This window comes from Bacteroides zhangwenhongii, from assembly GCF_009193325.2.
GTDB classification, from domain to species: Bacteria; Bacteroidota; Bacteroidia; order Bacteroidales; family Bacteroidaceae; genus Bacteroides; species Bacteroides zhangwenhongii.
Genome location: NZ_CP059856.1, coordinates 2,974,003 through 2,988,826, shown reverse-complemented (window position 1 = coordinate 2,988,826; position 14,824 = coordinate 2,974,003). Strand labels below are relative to the sequence as shown.

General features: G+C 43.1%; 11 protein-coding genes, 1 tRNA gene and 1 pseudogene. 7 read left to right on the top strand and 6 right to left on the bottom strand.

The features are described from left to right. Positions 1-81: 81 nt before the first annotated feature. A complete protein-coding gene (locus GD630_RS11970) occupies positions 82-744 on the top strand; it encodes a DUF4827 domain-containing protein (protein ID WP_143864817.1) in 663 nt (220 codons plus the stop codon). Positions 745-783: 39 nt separating this feature from the next. Continuing rightward, positions 784-2,175: a phosphoglucosamine mutase gene (gene glmM / locus GD630_RS11965; protein ID WP_143864818.1), complete on the top strand. Its 1,392-nt coding sequence runs from the start codon at positions 784-786 to the stop codon at positions 2,173-2,175. A 221-nt stretch (positions 2,176-2,396) separates the two neighbouring features. On the opposite strand, the gene GD630_RS11960 is transcribed toward glmM, so the two are convergent. From GD630_RS11960 to GD630_RS11950, 3 genes are all read right to left on the bottom strand, one after another. Further along, entirely contained in the window at positions 2,397-2,918 is a 522-nt protein-coding gene (locus GD630_RS11960; RefSeq protein ID WP_143864819.1) for an NUDIX hydrolase, read from the bottom strand. A gap of 20 nt (positions 2,919-2,938) precedes the next feature. After that, positions 2,939-4,159: an S-adenosylmethionine:tRNA ribosyltransferase-isomerase gene (locus GD630_RS11955; protein ID WP_143864820.1), complete on the bottom strand. Its 1,221-nt coding sequence runs from the start codon at positions 4,157-4,159 to the stop codon at positions 2,939-2,941. A gap of 104 nt (positions 4,160-4,263) precedes the next feature. Continuing rightward, positions 4,264-4,338 (bottom strand) — tRNA-Pro (locus GD630_RS11950). A gap of 310 nt (positions 4,339-4,648) precedes the next feature. Here GD630_RS11950 and GD630_RS11945 point away from each other — a divergent pair. Beyond that, the gene (locus GD630_RS11945) at positions 4,649-5,515 is read left to right on the top strand and encodes a helix-turn-helix domain-containing protein (protein ID WP_182505601.1); all 867 of its coding nucleotides are present in this window, start codon (positions 4,649-4,651) and stop codon (positions 5,513-5,515) included. A 5-nt stretch (positions 5,516-5,520) separates the two neighbouring features. On the opposite strand, the gene aroB is transcribed toward GD630_RS11945, so the two are convergent. Further along, entirely contained in the window at positions 5,521-6,582 is a 1,062-nt protein-coding gene (gene aroB, locus GD630_RS11940; RefSeq protein ID WP_143864821.1) for a 3-dehydroquinate synthase, read from the bottom strand. An 87-nt stretch (positions 6,583-6,669) separates the two neighbouring features. On the opposite strand from aroB, the gene GD630_RS11935 reads away from it, so the two are divergent. The 3 genes from GD630_RS11935 (at position 6,670) to cls (ending at position 11,659) form a co-directional block, all read left to right on the top strand. Next, complete coding sequence (locus GD630_RS11935; protein ID WP_007764558.1) at positions 6,670-7,074, top strand: hypothetical protein; 405 nt, start codon at positions 6,670-6,672, stop codon at positions 7,072-7,074. An 83-nt stretch (positions 7,075-7,157) separates the two neighbouring features. Beyond that, positions 7,158-10,091 carry a TonB-dependent receptor gene (locus tag GD630_RS11930; RefSeq protein WP_143864822.1) on the top strand — a complete coding sequence of 978 codons (2,934 nt, stop codon included), beginning with the start codon at positions 7,158-7,160 and terminating at the stop codon, positions 10,089-10,091. Between the two features lie 128 nt (positions 10,092-10,219). After that, complete coding sequence (cls, locus tag GD630_RS11925) at positions 10,220-11,659, top strand: cardiolipin synthase (protein WP_143864823.1); 1,440 nt, start codon at positions 10,220-10,222, stop codon at positions 11,657-11,659. On the opposite strand, the gene GD630_RS11920 is transcribed toward cls, so the two are convergent. Next, on the bottom strand, positions 11,628-12,191 hold the full coding sequence (locus GD630_RS11920) for an RsmD family RNA methyltransferase (protein ID WP_143864824.1): 564 nt from the start codon (positions 12,189-12,191) through the stop codon (positions 11,628-11,630). The genes cls and GD630_RS11920 overlap by 32 nt on opposite strands. Positions 12,192-12,491: 300 nt before the next feature. On the opposite strand from GD630_RS11920, the gene GD630_RS11915 reads away from it, so the two are divergent. Continuing rightward, positions 12,492-12,971, top strand: a complete 480-nt coding sequence (locus GD630_RS11915) for an ORF6N domain-containing protein (RefSeq protein WP_143864825.1) — start codon at positions 12,492-12,494, stop codon at positions 12,969-12,971. Positions 12,972-13,334: 363 nt separating this feature from the next. On the opposite strand, the pseudogene GD630_RS11910 reads toward GD630_RS11915, so the two are convergent. After that, positions 13,335-14,693 (bottom strand): annotated as a pseudogene (locus GD630_RS11910) (transposase). Positions 14,694-14,824 lie beyond the last annotated feature (131 nt).

Genomic DNA, 14,824 nt, shown 5'->3' with positions numbered 1-14,824 from the left:
GATACGAACTTTCAACATTGCTCTTTCAACTTTTAATGATTTTGAGATACATTTGTGCGGAATATAGCTAAATAACAGATAATGAAGAAACTTGTATTTTTATTTCTCTCTTTGCTGACTGCCGGAAGTCTGTTCCAGGCGTGCGATGATTCGAAGACATACGCGGAAATGCTGGAAGATGAGAAGAATGCGGTAAGCCAGTTCATCAAAGATAGTGCGATTCATGTGATTTCGGAAGAGCAGTTTAAAGCAAACGGTTATAAGACCGACTTGAATAAGAACGAATATGTCTCTTTCTCATCTAATGGTGTGTATATGCAGATTGTGGATAAAGGAACTTTGGTAGTGCCGGACAAACCGGCAGCTATAGATTCGTTTGCTAACAATAATAACATTTGTACCCGTTATGCGGAGACCAACATCGCTACACGCGAACTTGCGGCTTTTAATATACCTATGGAAGAGTATATGGACGCTTCACAGCTGTATGCCTATCCTGCCGTATTCCGTTATGTGAAGACAGACACTTATTCAGCCGGTACATTCATCGAAATGGACTATGTCTGGTCGTCCTATTACGCCAGTACGGCCGTACCTCAAGGATGGCTTTTGGCATTGCCCTACCTGCGTGACAATGCCCACGTGCGTCTGATCGTTCCTTCAAAGATGGGACATACTTCCGCTCAACAGTACGTAACTCCTTACTTCTATGATATCACCGAGTTCCGTAAAGCACGAAGCTAGAAACACTAACATTTAAATAAATCTTTAAGTAAAGAACCTATGACTCTAATCAAATCTATCTCTGGAATCCGCGGAACTATCGGCGGAGGAGCGGGCGAAGGATTGAATCCGCTCGACATCGTGAAATTCACCTCGGCTTATGCTACTTTAATCCGTAAGACTTGTACGGTAAAGAGTAACAAGATTGTTGTGGGACGTGACGCCCGCATCTCCGGTGAAATGGTAAAAAACGTAGTAGTCGGTACCTTGATGGGAATGGGCTGGGATGTAGTAGACATTGACTTGGCTTCTACTCCGACTACAGAACTCGCTGTAACGATGGAAGGCGCCTGTGGCGGTATCATCCTGACAGCTTCTCATAATCCGAAACAGTGGAATGCACTGAAGTTACTGAATGAACATGGTGAGTTTCTGAATGCGGCGGAAGGCAATGAAGTACTTCGTATCGCCGAAGCTGAAGAGTTCGACTATGCCGATGTTGATCACTTGGGCTCTTATCGCAAGGATCTTACCTACAATCAAAAACATATCGACAGCGTATTGGCTCTTGATCTGGTAGACGTTGAAGCTATCAAGAAAGCTGATTTCCGTGTGGCTATTGACTGTGTAAACTCAGTAGGCGGTATCATTCTTCCCGAACTTCTCGAACGTTTGGGTGTGAAACACGTAGAGAAACTATATTGTGAACCTACCGGAAACTTCCAGCACAACCCGGAGCCGCTTGAAAAGAATCTCGGAGACATCATGAACTTGATGAAAGGGGGAAAAGCGGATGTGGCATTTGTGGTAGACCCTGACGTTGACCGTCTGGCGATGATTTGCGAAAACGGTGTGATGTACGGTGAAGAATATACATTGGTTACTGTTGCCGACTATGTGTTGAAGCATACTCCGGGCAATACGGTATCCAACTTGAGCTCTACTCGTGCCCTGCGTGATGTAACCCGTAAATACGGTATGGAATACAATGCTTCTGCCGTTGGCGAAGTAAACGTTGTAACGAAGATGAAAGCGACCAATGCCGTTATCGGTGGTGAAGGAAATGGTGGAGTGATCTATCCTGCCAGCCATTACGGCCGTGACGCTTTGGTAGGTATCGCTTTATTCCTTAGCCATCTGGCTCACGAAGGAAAGAAGGTTAGCGAACTTCGCGCCACTTATCCTCCTTACTTCATTGCGAAGAACCGTGTCGACCTGACTCCGGAAATTGACGTGGACGCTATCCTCGCTAAAGTGAAGGAAATCTATAAAGACGAGGAAATCAACGACATCGACGGTGTGAAGATTGACTTCGCAGACAAATGGGTACATTTGCGCAAGAGTAACACAGAACCGATTATCCGCGTATATAGCGAAGCTTCTACTATGGAGGCTGCCGAAGAAATCGGACAGAAGATAATGGATGTAATCAATGAATTGGCGAAGAAATAATTAATCGCCTGTCTTATAGTAGAAACGCGGATTAACGCAGATTGTCGCAAAGAAGAGTTACGATTTGCGATGATTGCGTTGGTCCGCGTTTTAATGTTTGGTTGTCAAACCATAAATCGATGCCTTGAGTAGGGTAATCATAACTTTCGAACAGACATAGTAAGTGTTCGTTGCTGCTTTTCAATGTAGCTTCCGCCTGTGTTTTTTATCCGAAGAAACAATTACTTGGATAGAGAAGGTATAAGGGAGACTTTCTGCAATTCTCCTTCGAAGTTGGGAGTGAAAGTCCCTTTGCCCAGATTCTCTTTTATTTCTTCGACTGTCCAGAACCGTCCGCCATCCAGTTCGTCACTGGGATGAATTTCTCCGTCATAAACGGTCTTGTGGACAAAGACAAGCTCCTTTTCACGTTCGGACTCGAATACATAGCTGGCAAGCCGCTCGGGAGTGAAATCTGTGATACCTAATTCTTCATTTGCTTCCCGTCTGAGGGCGATATCTACGCTTTCACCCAAATCAATATGTCCGCCTACGGCTGTATCCCATTTCCCCGGCTGGATATCTTTCCATTCGGGACGCTTCTGCAGATACAAGTCTCCGTTGGCGTTGAATATATGAAGGTGGACGACCGGGTGGAGCAGTTTGCTGCCGCTATGACATTCTCCGCGTGTAGCGGTTCCGGTGATATTTCCCTGCTCATCTACGATAGGGAACATTTCTTGGTTATTATCGCTCTGTGCCATTGTTTTTATATTCGGGGGGATTATGGTATTAATAAAGAAGAGTCTCCATAACTGAGGAAACGGAAATCGTGGCTTAAGGCATAGTCGTAGATCGTCCGCCAATTGCCTTTTACAAAAGCGGAAACCAAAAGCAGCAGGGTGCTTTGAGGCTGGTGGAAATTGGTGACCATCGCCTTTACGATTTTATAATCATATCCCGGTGCTATGATAATCTGAGTACTGGTGTGAAGTGTTTCCATACCGTGGCGGTCGAGATACCCCAATATTTTCTGCAAGGCAACTACCGGAGGTATCTGGTCGTACTTCTCGTAAGGTTGCCATTGTCTGACGTGTAGTTCCTCTTCCGTTGCGTCCGGATTCTCTGCGAGAGTAACTCCGATATGGTAAAGGCTTTCAAGTGTTCTCACAGAAGTTGTTCCTACGGCGACAGCACAACCGTCATGGTCGATCAGTTTCTTGATGGTACTCCGGTTGACTGATATATATTCCGTATGCATCTCGTGACCTTCAATCTCTTCACTCTTTACAGGTTTGAAGGTTCCCGCACCTACGTGCAGGGTCAGTTCTTCAAGTTCGATTCCCTTCTCTTGCAGTGCATCCAATACCTGTGGAGTGAAATGTAGTCCGGCGGTGGGGGCGGCGACTGATCCTTTTATCTTCGAATAAACCGTCTGATAAGTTTCTTTATCACTCTCTTCCGTATCCCGGTTCAAATAGGGTGGAATAGGAAGTTCTCCGAATACTTCAAGAATATCGGCAAAAGTAACTTCCGCATTATTCCAGGTGAAGTCTACCCAATGGCTGGTCCCTCTGCATTCTCCTCTCGTTGCGGTCAGAGTGATGGGAAATCCTTTCACTGTCATTTCCCGTTTCAGTTCCCCGTCTTTCCATTTCTTCAGATTGCCGATCATGCACAGCCATGCGGCGTGTTCCGTCTGCTGGAAGTTCAGTACATAATCATTTGGTTGAATCGGCTCAAGGCAGAACACTTCAATCAACGCACCTGTTTCTTTCCGAAAATGAAGACGGGCCTGGATGACTTTCGTGTTATTGAATATCATCAGGCTTCCTTTAGGCAAGTAGTCAGGTAAAGAAGTAAAAATGGTTTCGTTCACTTCACCGTGGCGGTAGATCAGTAATTTGGACTGGTCGCGAACGGGCAACGGAAACTTGGCGATACGTTCATCCGGCAACGGATAGTTGTATTCACTGATTCGGATATGTTTCGGATCTTCTTTCATTGCTATAGGGCTATTCTTGATAAATACGGGTTTATTGTTCCAAATGTGTTCCACTAAAAAAACAAATCAGCCACTTACTGTTTGTAAATGGCTGATTCCCAATGTCGGGGTGACTGGATTCGAACCAGCGACCACACGCCCCCCAGACGCGTACTCTAACCGGGCTGAGCTACACCCCGAATTGCGGATGCAAAAGTAGTGCTTTATTTTTAATTAGCAAATAAATCCTTTGAATTTTATTGTGCGGTGATTCTTTTTTGTACGGTTTTAAATCTGTTCTTATGTTTGGTGGAGGATAAATGAGGCATGGCAGGTTTAAAGTGAAGAGGTGCGGATAAACAATTTATCAGTGGTTTTGTTTATGAATTAATGTAAATAACAGATGTATTATTTCCGTAGAATAATACCATAATTCCACTGGCGGTGCTTTGGTATGAGGGGATGTTATACATTTGTAGAAAAGACTAGTTTAGATTAGAAAGGCGTTAAATGTTAGACATTAATAATACAGAGACATTAGAGATATATGTTTTGGGTGATGACTTTAAGTTTTACCAGAATCTAAAATACCTTCCTCTGACTTCCTATCCTTCCAATATCCAATCTGCCTTGATTGTATATAGTTTGAGGGGAAAAGCGAAACTCACTGTACATGAGGACGTACATTGGATACAGCCGAAGGAACTGATAATACTGTTGCCCGGACAGTTTGTCTCATTTAGTGATCCTAGCGAAGATTTCTTGACTGTAACAATGGTCATATCATCTTCTTTGTTCAGCGATGCGTTAAGTGGAGCTCCCCGATTTTCTCCACATTTTTTCTTTTATATGCGAAACCATTATTGGTATCCGCAGACGGAACGTGATGTTCTTCGGACCTATAATTTTCTGGGGATGATAAAAGGGAAAGTTACATCTCAGGATATATATAGACGGGAACTGATAGTTCATCTGCTGCGATATCTGTATCTCGAGCTGTTCAACGCTTATCAGAAGGAGGCTACTTTGACGACTGATAGGAAAGATATACGTAAGGAAGAGCTGGCTAATAAATTCTTCGGGCTTATCATGAAGCATTTTAAAGAGAACAAGGATGTGGCTTTTTATGCGGATAAACTCTGTATCACTTCCAAATATCTGACTATGGTTATCAAGGAGACGAGCGGAAAGTCTGCGAAAGACTGGATTGTTGAATACGTCATACTGGAAATAAAAACACTGTTGAAGAATACAAATATGAATATTCAGGAGATAGCCATTAGGACAAATTTCGCCAACCAGTCTTCGCTAGGACGTTTCTTCAGAAAACATACGGGAATGTCACTCTCTCAGTATCGAATGTCTCACTTGGGCTAAGGGAATTAAATTCCCATACATTCACGGTAAAAGTCCAACATCTCAAAGATGGTATCCTTATCGGCAGTCTGGTTGATGCAGATGTCTCCGATGTCTTTCAATAATGTGAAATTAATTGTTCCCGAAGTATTCTTTTTGTCATGTGTCATGAATGCGTATAGTTGTTCATATTTCTTGCAGTCGAAAGTGAATACCCCATAATTGTCTTTGATAAACCGGATTGTCTGTCTCATTTTCTCTTTCGGAAAACCGACTTTAGTATGGGACAGGTACAATTCACATACAATTCCCCAGGCGACTGCATAACCATGCAATACCGGACGGTTTTCCGCCAACGCCATGCTTTCGAATGCGTGTCCTACCGTATGCCCCAGGTTTAATGCTTTACGAATGTTACGTTCGAAGGGATCCTGCTCCACTATTTCTTCTTTCACTTGTACCGACTCGCCAACCAGCCTTTTGAGAGCGGCATAGTCGATATTGACGGTATCGAAACTGAGTAACTCTGCCCAATGTTCTACGTTGCTGATCAAACCGTGTTTCAGCATTTCTGCATATCCGGAAAAGAAGTTATGCGCATCCAGTGTGCGCAGGAATTCTGTTTCGAGTAGCACGCTGTTGGCCGGAAAGAATGAGCCGATCTCGTTCTTCAGTCCGTTGAAGTTGATTCCTGTTTTACCGCCGACAGACGCGTCTACCATAGCCAATAGGGTAGTGGGTATATTGATATAAGCAATACCACGTTTGAAAGTGGCTGCGGCAAAACCACCCAAATCCGTAACCATCCCCCCTCCGAGATTGATAAGCAGAGAGTGGCGGGTAGCTCCTTGCGTGCTTAATGCCATCCAGACGGAGGCGAGTGTATCCAACGTCTTATGTACGTCTTCGGCTCCGATACATATTTCAACAGCCTCTTTCAGCAATGAGGTTTCCTTTAGGGAAGGAAGACAGAGAGAGCGGGTATGCTCGTCTGTAAGAATGAATAATTTGTCGTGCGGACACTGTTCGATGGCACGGCGCAGGCTTGTTTCCAAGCTTTCACAGAGAATAACTTCTTGTTTACTCATGATTCTTTTGCTTTTCTGTCTGCAAATGTATATAAAATTATCTTTTTTGCTTACTTTTGTCTCGTTAAAACGTTCAATCATTCAATTATGAAAGCATTATTACCTGTCTATTGTCGTCCTTTGGGATATGTTGTCTTGTTGGTAGCTCTGTTCATTCCTTTTATTCTGGTGATGCAAGGGATGGTGACCGACAGCAATCTGTTGTTTTATAAAGAATGTACAAAGTTGCTGATGATGGCAGGATGTTTGTTGATAATCTTTGCTTTTAGTAAGCATGAAAGTCGTGAAACGGAGCAGATTCGTAATGCGGCTGTTCGGAATGCAATCTTTCTGACGTTCCTGTTTGTCTTTGGAGGGATGTTATGGCGCGTTATGCAAGGAGATGTCATCAATGTTGATACTTCTTCTTTTCTTACTTTCCTAGTCTTTAATGTGCTTTGTCTGGAGTTTGGTCTGAAAAAAGCGCTCGTTGATCGATTCTTTAAAAGATAATTATCTTCCCGATTAAACCTTTTACGATCTTATTTGTCAAAAGAACATTGCTATTGCTACTAATATAATCGTAAATAAGGTAAATGAAAAGATTTTCAGTCGGGTTGGTGTTGCTATTGCTGAGCACCTTCTCTATTTTTGCACAAAATAAGGTGATTACTGTTTCGGGACGTGTTGTAGAGTCCGACTCGAAAGAGCCGGCGGCACAGGCTACAGTTCAATTGTTGTCATTGCCCGATAGCGCTTATGCTGCCGGTATTGCCAGTAATAATCAAGGTTGGTTTACTCTTCCCAAAGTGAAGGCCGGGAAATATCTTTTGAAGGTATCCTATATCGGTTTCCTCACAAAGTATGTACCTCTTCATCTTTATGCGAACATGACGGAAAAGCGTGTGGGGACGATAGCGCTGGAGTCTGACGCTGTTATGTTGAAGGAGGCTGTGATTACTGCCGAAGCTCCCCAAGTGACTGTGAAAGAAGATACATTGGAATATAATTCCTCCGCTTACCGTACTCCTGAAGGAGCTATGCTCGAAGAACTAGTGAAAAAACTTCCCGGTGCGGAAATTGATGATGAGGGGAATGTCAAGATCAATGGTAAGGAAGTGAAGAAGATCATGGTGGATGGTAAGGAGTTCTTTGGCGGTGATGTGAAAACCGGACTGAAAAACTTGCCGGTTAACATGATTGATAAACTGAAGACATATGATAAGAAATCTGACTTGGCCCGTGTTACGGGAATTGATGATGGAGAAGAAGAAACGGTTCTCGACTTGAAGGTGAAGAAGGGAATGAACCAAGGCTGGTTTGGAAATGCGAGTGCGGCTGTCGGTACGAAAGACCGTTATGGGAGTAACTTGATGTTGAATCGTTTTGTTGATAACAGTCAGTTTACTTTGATTGGCTCGGCTAATAATGTAAACGATCAGGGATTTTCCGGAGGTGGTGGACCCCGTTTCCGAAACAGTAATGGACTGACTGCAACCAAAATGTTAGGAGCTAACTTTGCTACCCAGTCGGAGAAATTGGAACTAGGAGGTAGTGCCCGTTATAACTTTAGCGATCGAGATGCGCTTTCTACCAACTATTCGGAACGTTTCTTGCAGAATGGAAATTCCTATTCGAACTCAAATAGCAGAAACCGGAACAAGAATACGAATTTTAATGCTGACTTCCGTTTGGAATGGAGACCCGATACACTGACTAATATAATTTTTCGTCCAAATTTTTCGTATGGAAAGTCTGAAAGTCATTCTAAATCCGAATCGGGAACTTTTGACAGTGATCCATTCAATTTAGTATCTAATCCTAATGACTTTTTGGATAAAAGTTTGTGGGGGGCAACCGATGATCCATTAGAGGCAATTCGAGTGAATGGGAGTAATAGCAACTCACTGTCTGAAAGCAACAGTTTGTCTGCGAATGCGAGTTTGCAGTTAAATAGGAGATTGAACAGTCGGGGGCGAAATATCACTTTTCGCGGTACATTTAATTATGGTGATAATGACAGTGAGCAGTTCAGTGAGTCGTTGACTCGTTATTTTGACAAGGAAGAACCGAAAGAAGATGATGATAACAGGCGGTATACAACTTCTCCTACTCAAAATTATGACTATACGGCAGAATTGACATATAATGAACCGATTGCAAAGTCTACATTCTTGCAGTTGCGTTATAAGTTCCAATATAAATATAGTGAGAGTGACAGAAGTACTTATGATTTGATGCCTGGCGATGACGGTAAGGGACAGGAATGGGATTGGCATTTAGGAAATGACTTGCCGGACGGATACTGGGAATATAAAGATAGGGACTTAAGTAAATATGCGAAATATAAATATTACAACCATGATGTTAATGCGGGATTGAATATCATCCGTGAGAAGTATCGTTTTAACTTGGGAGTCTCTTTGCAGCCACAAAATACGACATTGACTTATAAAAAATCTGAGATAGATACAGTTGTAAAGAGAAATGTATTCAATTTTGCTCCTAATATTGATTTCCGCTACCGTTTCTCTAAGGTGAGCCAGTTGCGGTTTACTTATCGGGGGCGTGCTAGTCAACCGGGTATGGAGAATCTGTTGGATGTGACCGATGATTCCAATCCGTTGAGAATCACCAAGGGAAACCCGGGATTGAAACCTTCTTTCAATCATTCCATGCGCTTATTCTACAATACTTATAATGCGGATAAACAGAGGGGGATGATGGCGCATGCATTTTTTAATATGACCCAGAACAAAATTTCCAATGTTACTCGTTATAATCAGACAACGGGTGGAACAATTTCCCAACCGGAAAATATTAATGGTTATTGGAATGCAATGGGGATGTTCGGCTTTAATACAGCTTTGAGAGACAAGCGTTTCACTATCCATTCTTTCTCACGTGCTAACTATACTAACGATGTTTCTTTCCTTTATAATAATGATACTAAGGTGAATGATAAGAACACGAGTACAACGTTGACTTTGGGTGAGAATCTGAATGGAACTTTCCGTAATGATTGGTTTGAGTTTACTATTAACGGTTCGATCAACTATAATTTCGAGCGTAATGAGTTGCGCCCGGAGAACAATCAGGAACCATATACGTTCGGATATGGAGCAAGCACCAATATTTCTTTGCCTTGGAGTATGACATTGTCGACAAACATAACCAACAATGCACGTCGTGGCTATCGTGACGCCAGCATGAATAAGAATGAGCTTATCTGGAATGCGCAGATTGCCCAGAACTTCCTGAAAGGTAATGCCGCGACAATCAGTTTAGAGATATACGATATTCTGAGACAGCAGTCCAATATCAGTCGTTCGTTGACGGCCGATATGCGTTCCGTTTCCGAGTATAATGGAATAAACAGCTACTGTATGCTTCGTTTTTCTTATCGTCTGAATGTCTTTGGAAATAAAGAAGCTCGTGGCAATATGCGTCAAGGCGGATTTGATGGAGGTGGTCATCGTGGACCGCGTGGACCACACGGCGGTGGCTCGGGACGGATGATGCGTTTTTGAGGATAAGTGAATACAGATAAAAAGGGAGTCCCGGTGTAACGAACGAGAGTTGTTGCCGGGACTTTTTTGTTTATCCGATAAATTACTCTATATTTGTTGCTTAGTATCCGCTTTAAGAAGAGATTCCTATGATAGACTGGAATTACATACTTGCTCAGATTGCAACGGTGGCTTTTGATATTCTCTATTTCGGAGCCATCATCGGTACGATTGTTATCATTATCCTTGACAACCGGAATCCGGTTAAGACTATGGCTTGGATACTGATCTTGCTTTTTCTGCCCATTGTAGGTCTTGTCTTTTATTTTTTCTTTGGGCGCAGCCAGCGTCGCGAACGGATTATCGGGAGGAAGAGTTATGACCGTCTCCTCAAGAAACCGATGGCGGAATACTTGGCGCAAGATTGCTCGGAAGTCCAATACGAATATTCCCGTCTTATCCAACTATTCCAGCATACCAACCAAGCTTTCCCGTTCGAAGGAAACCGGGTGGCTGTCTATACGGAAGGTTATACCAAACTTCAGTCTTTACTGTGTGAATTGCAAAAAGCGAAGCAGCATATCCACATGGAATATTATATCTTTGAGGATGACGCTATCGGGCGTATGGTCAGAGATGTATTGATAGAGAAAGCCATGCAGGGAGTTGAGGTACGGGTGATTTATGATGACGTAGGTTGCTGGCATGTTCCTAACCGCTTTTTTGAGGAAATGCGTAATGCGGGTATTGAAGTGAGGAGCTTCTTGAAAGTCCGCTTCCCCTTATTCACAAGTAGGGTGAATTATCGGAATCATAGGAAAATTGTTGTTATCGACGGGCAGGTAGGCTTTGTAGGAGGAATGAATCTGGCGGAACGTTATATGCGTGGTTTCTCTTGGGGAATCTGGCGAGACACGCACATCATGATAGAAGGTAAGGCGGTACACGGTTTGCAGACGGCTTTTCTGCTCGATTGGTATTTCGTAGACCGTACTCTGATAACCGCTTCCCGTTATTTCCCGAAAATAGACTCTTATGGAAATTCACTGGTACAGATCGTTACCAGCGAACCTATCGGTCCTTGGAAAGAAATCATGCAGGGACTGACCGTAGCCATAACTGGTGCAAGGAGATATTTCTATATGCAAACACCTTATTTCTTGCCGACCGAACAAATATTGGCTGCTATGCAGACGGCGGCATTATCCGGAGTAGACGTACGTTTGATGTTGCCGGAACATGCCGATAATAGAATCACCCATCTTGGTTCTTGCTCCTACCTGGCTGATGTGATGCAAGCTGGTGTGAAGGTTTATTTCTATAAAAAAGGCTTCCTGCATTCCAAACTTATGGTTTCGGATGATATGCTTTCTACGGTAGGCTCCACCAATGTGGACTTCCGCAGCTTTGAGCATAATTTTGAGGTGAACGCCTTTATATACGATGTGAACACTGCACTTGAGATGAAGGAGATATTCCTGCAAGACCAACGGGAAAGCACGCAGATATTCTTAAAGAATTGGGTGAAGCGTTCGTGGAGACAAAAAGCGGTAGAGTCTATTGTCCGTTTGTTGGCTCCATTGCTGTAAAACGAAAGATAGAGAAGTTCACGCTTCCATATACTCTCCTTTCTACAAAATACGGATTTTCCTCAAAGTTATTGTCCTTTCCGTGCTCCAATACTAATAAGCCTCCCTCTTTGAGTAAATTGTTTTGGAAGATAAGTTCGGGGATTGTTTCCAGTTCCTTTAAAGCGTAAGGGGGATCGGCAAAGATGAAATCGAACTGCTCGCGGCTGCCCTTGATGAATTTGAATACATCCCCGCGTATCGGCAGGCATTTGTCTGTCTTCACCTCTTTCATTATTTTGGAGATGAACGCATGATGAGCAGGTTCTTTCTCAATGCTGATTACACGGTCGCAGCCTCTTGATACAAGTTCGATACTTATGCTTCCGGTTCCGGCAAACAAGTCCAATGCGCTGACTCCCTCTTCGAAGTCGATATAATTATTGAGTACATTAAACAGATTCTCTTTGGCAAAATCTGTTGTGGGACGTGCTTTGAATGTTCGTGGCACATCGAATCTTCTTCGTTTGTAAATACCGCTGATTACTCGCATAAGATCATAACCTTTTATAATGTATTGAATATCACTAATGAAAAGCCTGCCTCCCCTGCTTGGAAATAACAGTATAGTAACGACATTGATGAATCAGACTGTTTTGGTAGACTTTTCATGGTCAAAGATACAGATTCTTTTTGATATAGCAATATATATTGATTGGCGCTTACTTGTTACATAACACATTTGCTTACTTTTGCAGAAAAGATATTCCTCAATAGAATACAGCCCAAGTCTGACAGTATATCAATCGCCTGCCTTAATTGTGCTAAAAGAATAATACCAAAGTAGAATAAGATGGAACAACTCGAAGTAATACAGAGTAAGATTTATGACATACGTGGGCAAAAGGTTATGCTGGATTTTGATTTGGCAGAAATGTATGGGACGGAGACGAAGTATTTAAAACGTTCGGTGAAAAGTAACCTTAAACGCTTTCCAAGTGACTTCATGTTTGAACTTACTGATTCTGAATGGGAATCTTTGAGGTGCAAAAACTGCACCTCAAAAAGGGGTGGTATTCGTTATATGCCCTACGCTTTCACTGAGTTGGGAGTTGCAATGCTTAGTAGTGTTCTTAACTCCGATTTGGCGATAGAAGTTAATATAAATATAATGCGTGCTTTTGTTGCCGTGCGCCGGTTGTTGACATTGCCACCATCAAATCCGGTACATGAACTACAGCGTGAAGTCAAGGAACTGAAAGAGTATATCGAAGAAGTGTTCGCAGACTACAACGACATTCAGCGAGACATTACAAATTGTCTTTACCATTGAAATTTAATGACTTGCATAAATCTGTCTCGTGATAGGTAACGACTTAGAAACGAGCAAAGTTCTGTATTCTATCTTGTTTTGCATTACATCAAAAGAACGCCTTTCTGTGAACAAAGATGATTTATTTCCCAAAAAAAACAAATTAAGTGCATACAGAAACCAATGTAAAATGACAGTATAATTATTTTGTGAAAAATTCGCTGTTACAGAATGAAGATAGCACATGAAGTTGCCCCCCTAATCCCTTCATGTGCTATTTTTATTGTAATTTTTCTGTGTTTTATCGCCTGAACTTATCCGGCAGGACATGATACTCCAGAAGAAGTCCGATGGCCCTCTTCTGATTCAGTCCGTAAAGTCATGTCATGCCACTTTATTCTTCCTTTTTTTGATTTTGTCTATCATCAGTACAGCATTTGCCGTATGTATTCCAAAGAAAATCCACAGGATCTCAGTCCCCCTCTTCCTTGCCTTTATTCTTGAGAGTGAGTAATGTTGCTTTTGAGTGCCGAAGCTGCCTTCCAGCCGGGTGGCTCTCTCCCTTGAGAGTTCACTTCTGAGCACCTTTCTCAACCGCTCGTCCTTTGCCGCCCTTCCCTTGCACACAAAGGAAGTGGATATTCCATATTTCGTACAGAACTTCCTGTTGGCGTTGTTGGCATATATGGAATCGGCAGCCACGCATCTTACTCTCGCCTTCATAAGTCTCTGCTGCAGTCGGATACAATCCTTCAGGCGTATACCCTCGTTGAAGGCCTTGAAGGAGAGATGTTCGATGAAGGATATGCCGTCTATCTGTATGTTGTTGACCTTTGCACCGAACTCAACCGGTTTTGCCTCCTTGCCTCTTACGATGGGGCGTACATAATGGCGGTCGATGCTGACAATACGGCCGCTGACCTTCCCGCCTTCAAACAGTTCCTTCCCCTGCACAAGGACCTTTCTGATTACGGAAAGCCGTTTCAGGTAATCCTGCGTATAGCGGAGTGAGGCACCGTACTCCTTATCAATCCCGTCCCTCTGCATGATGAGCTTCTCCAGAAGCTTGAGCATGCGCCGTTTGAGCATGCGCGTCCTTGAAGCCTTCCTCTTTCTTTTCTTGCTGTAGGACAGGTAGGCGGTCGAGACATCCGCATATTTGTTGCGCGGACGCCTAATGTCTAGATCGCTGCAATGACAGCAGATATGCCTGTGAAGCCACACGATACTTTCCCAAAGGAGCTTCATGTCAGTGGGAAAACGCATGTGGCTCTCATAACAGGTGGCATTGGTCATACACACGTGGAGGTTCTCAAGATAAGGTTTCCAGTGTGAGGCAAGCATCTCCTGAAGAGCGTCAATGTCAAGACGGGAGGCTGTCTCATTACGGATAGCGCTGATTATCTTGAAGTTCGTTATTGGAAAGGATGGGTCTATCATAACTCCGCAGAACATCTGATAGTGTATGTTACCGTTAATGTGTTCCACCAACTACCTGTCGGAGAAACCGGTATAGGCCTTCAGTACCATAAGGGCAATCTTGGCACAAGGACTGAAAATGTTCCTACGTCCCAGACGCTGCTCCGACAGGCCTGCTTCTTTGGCTATACGCTCAAACGGGAACACGGAATGAAGCCTGCCAAGTTCACTCTCATGAAAACTCTTGCGATATTTTTTCAGAATATCGAATTCTGTAAAGCCGAATGTTGGCTGAATCTCGGAAATATTTCATATTTTTGCCACATCTTAGTTGGGGTATTTCCCCCGTTTTGGCTGCCAAACCGTATTTACGGGGAAATACCTAAAGATACAAAAAAGCCAACTAATCCGCAATATTTTAGGTATGAATTAGTTGGCTAATTAGGGATATTCAG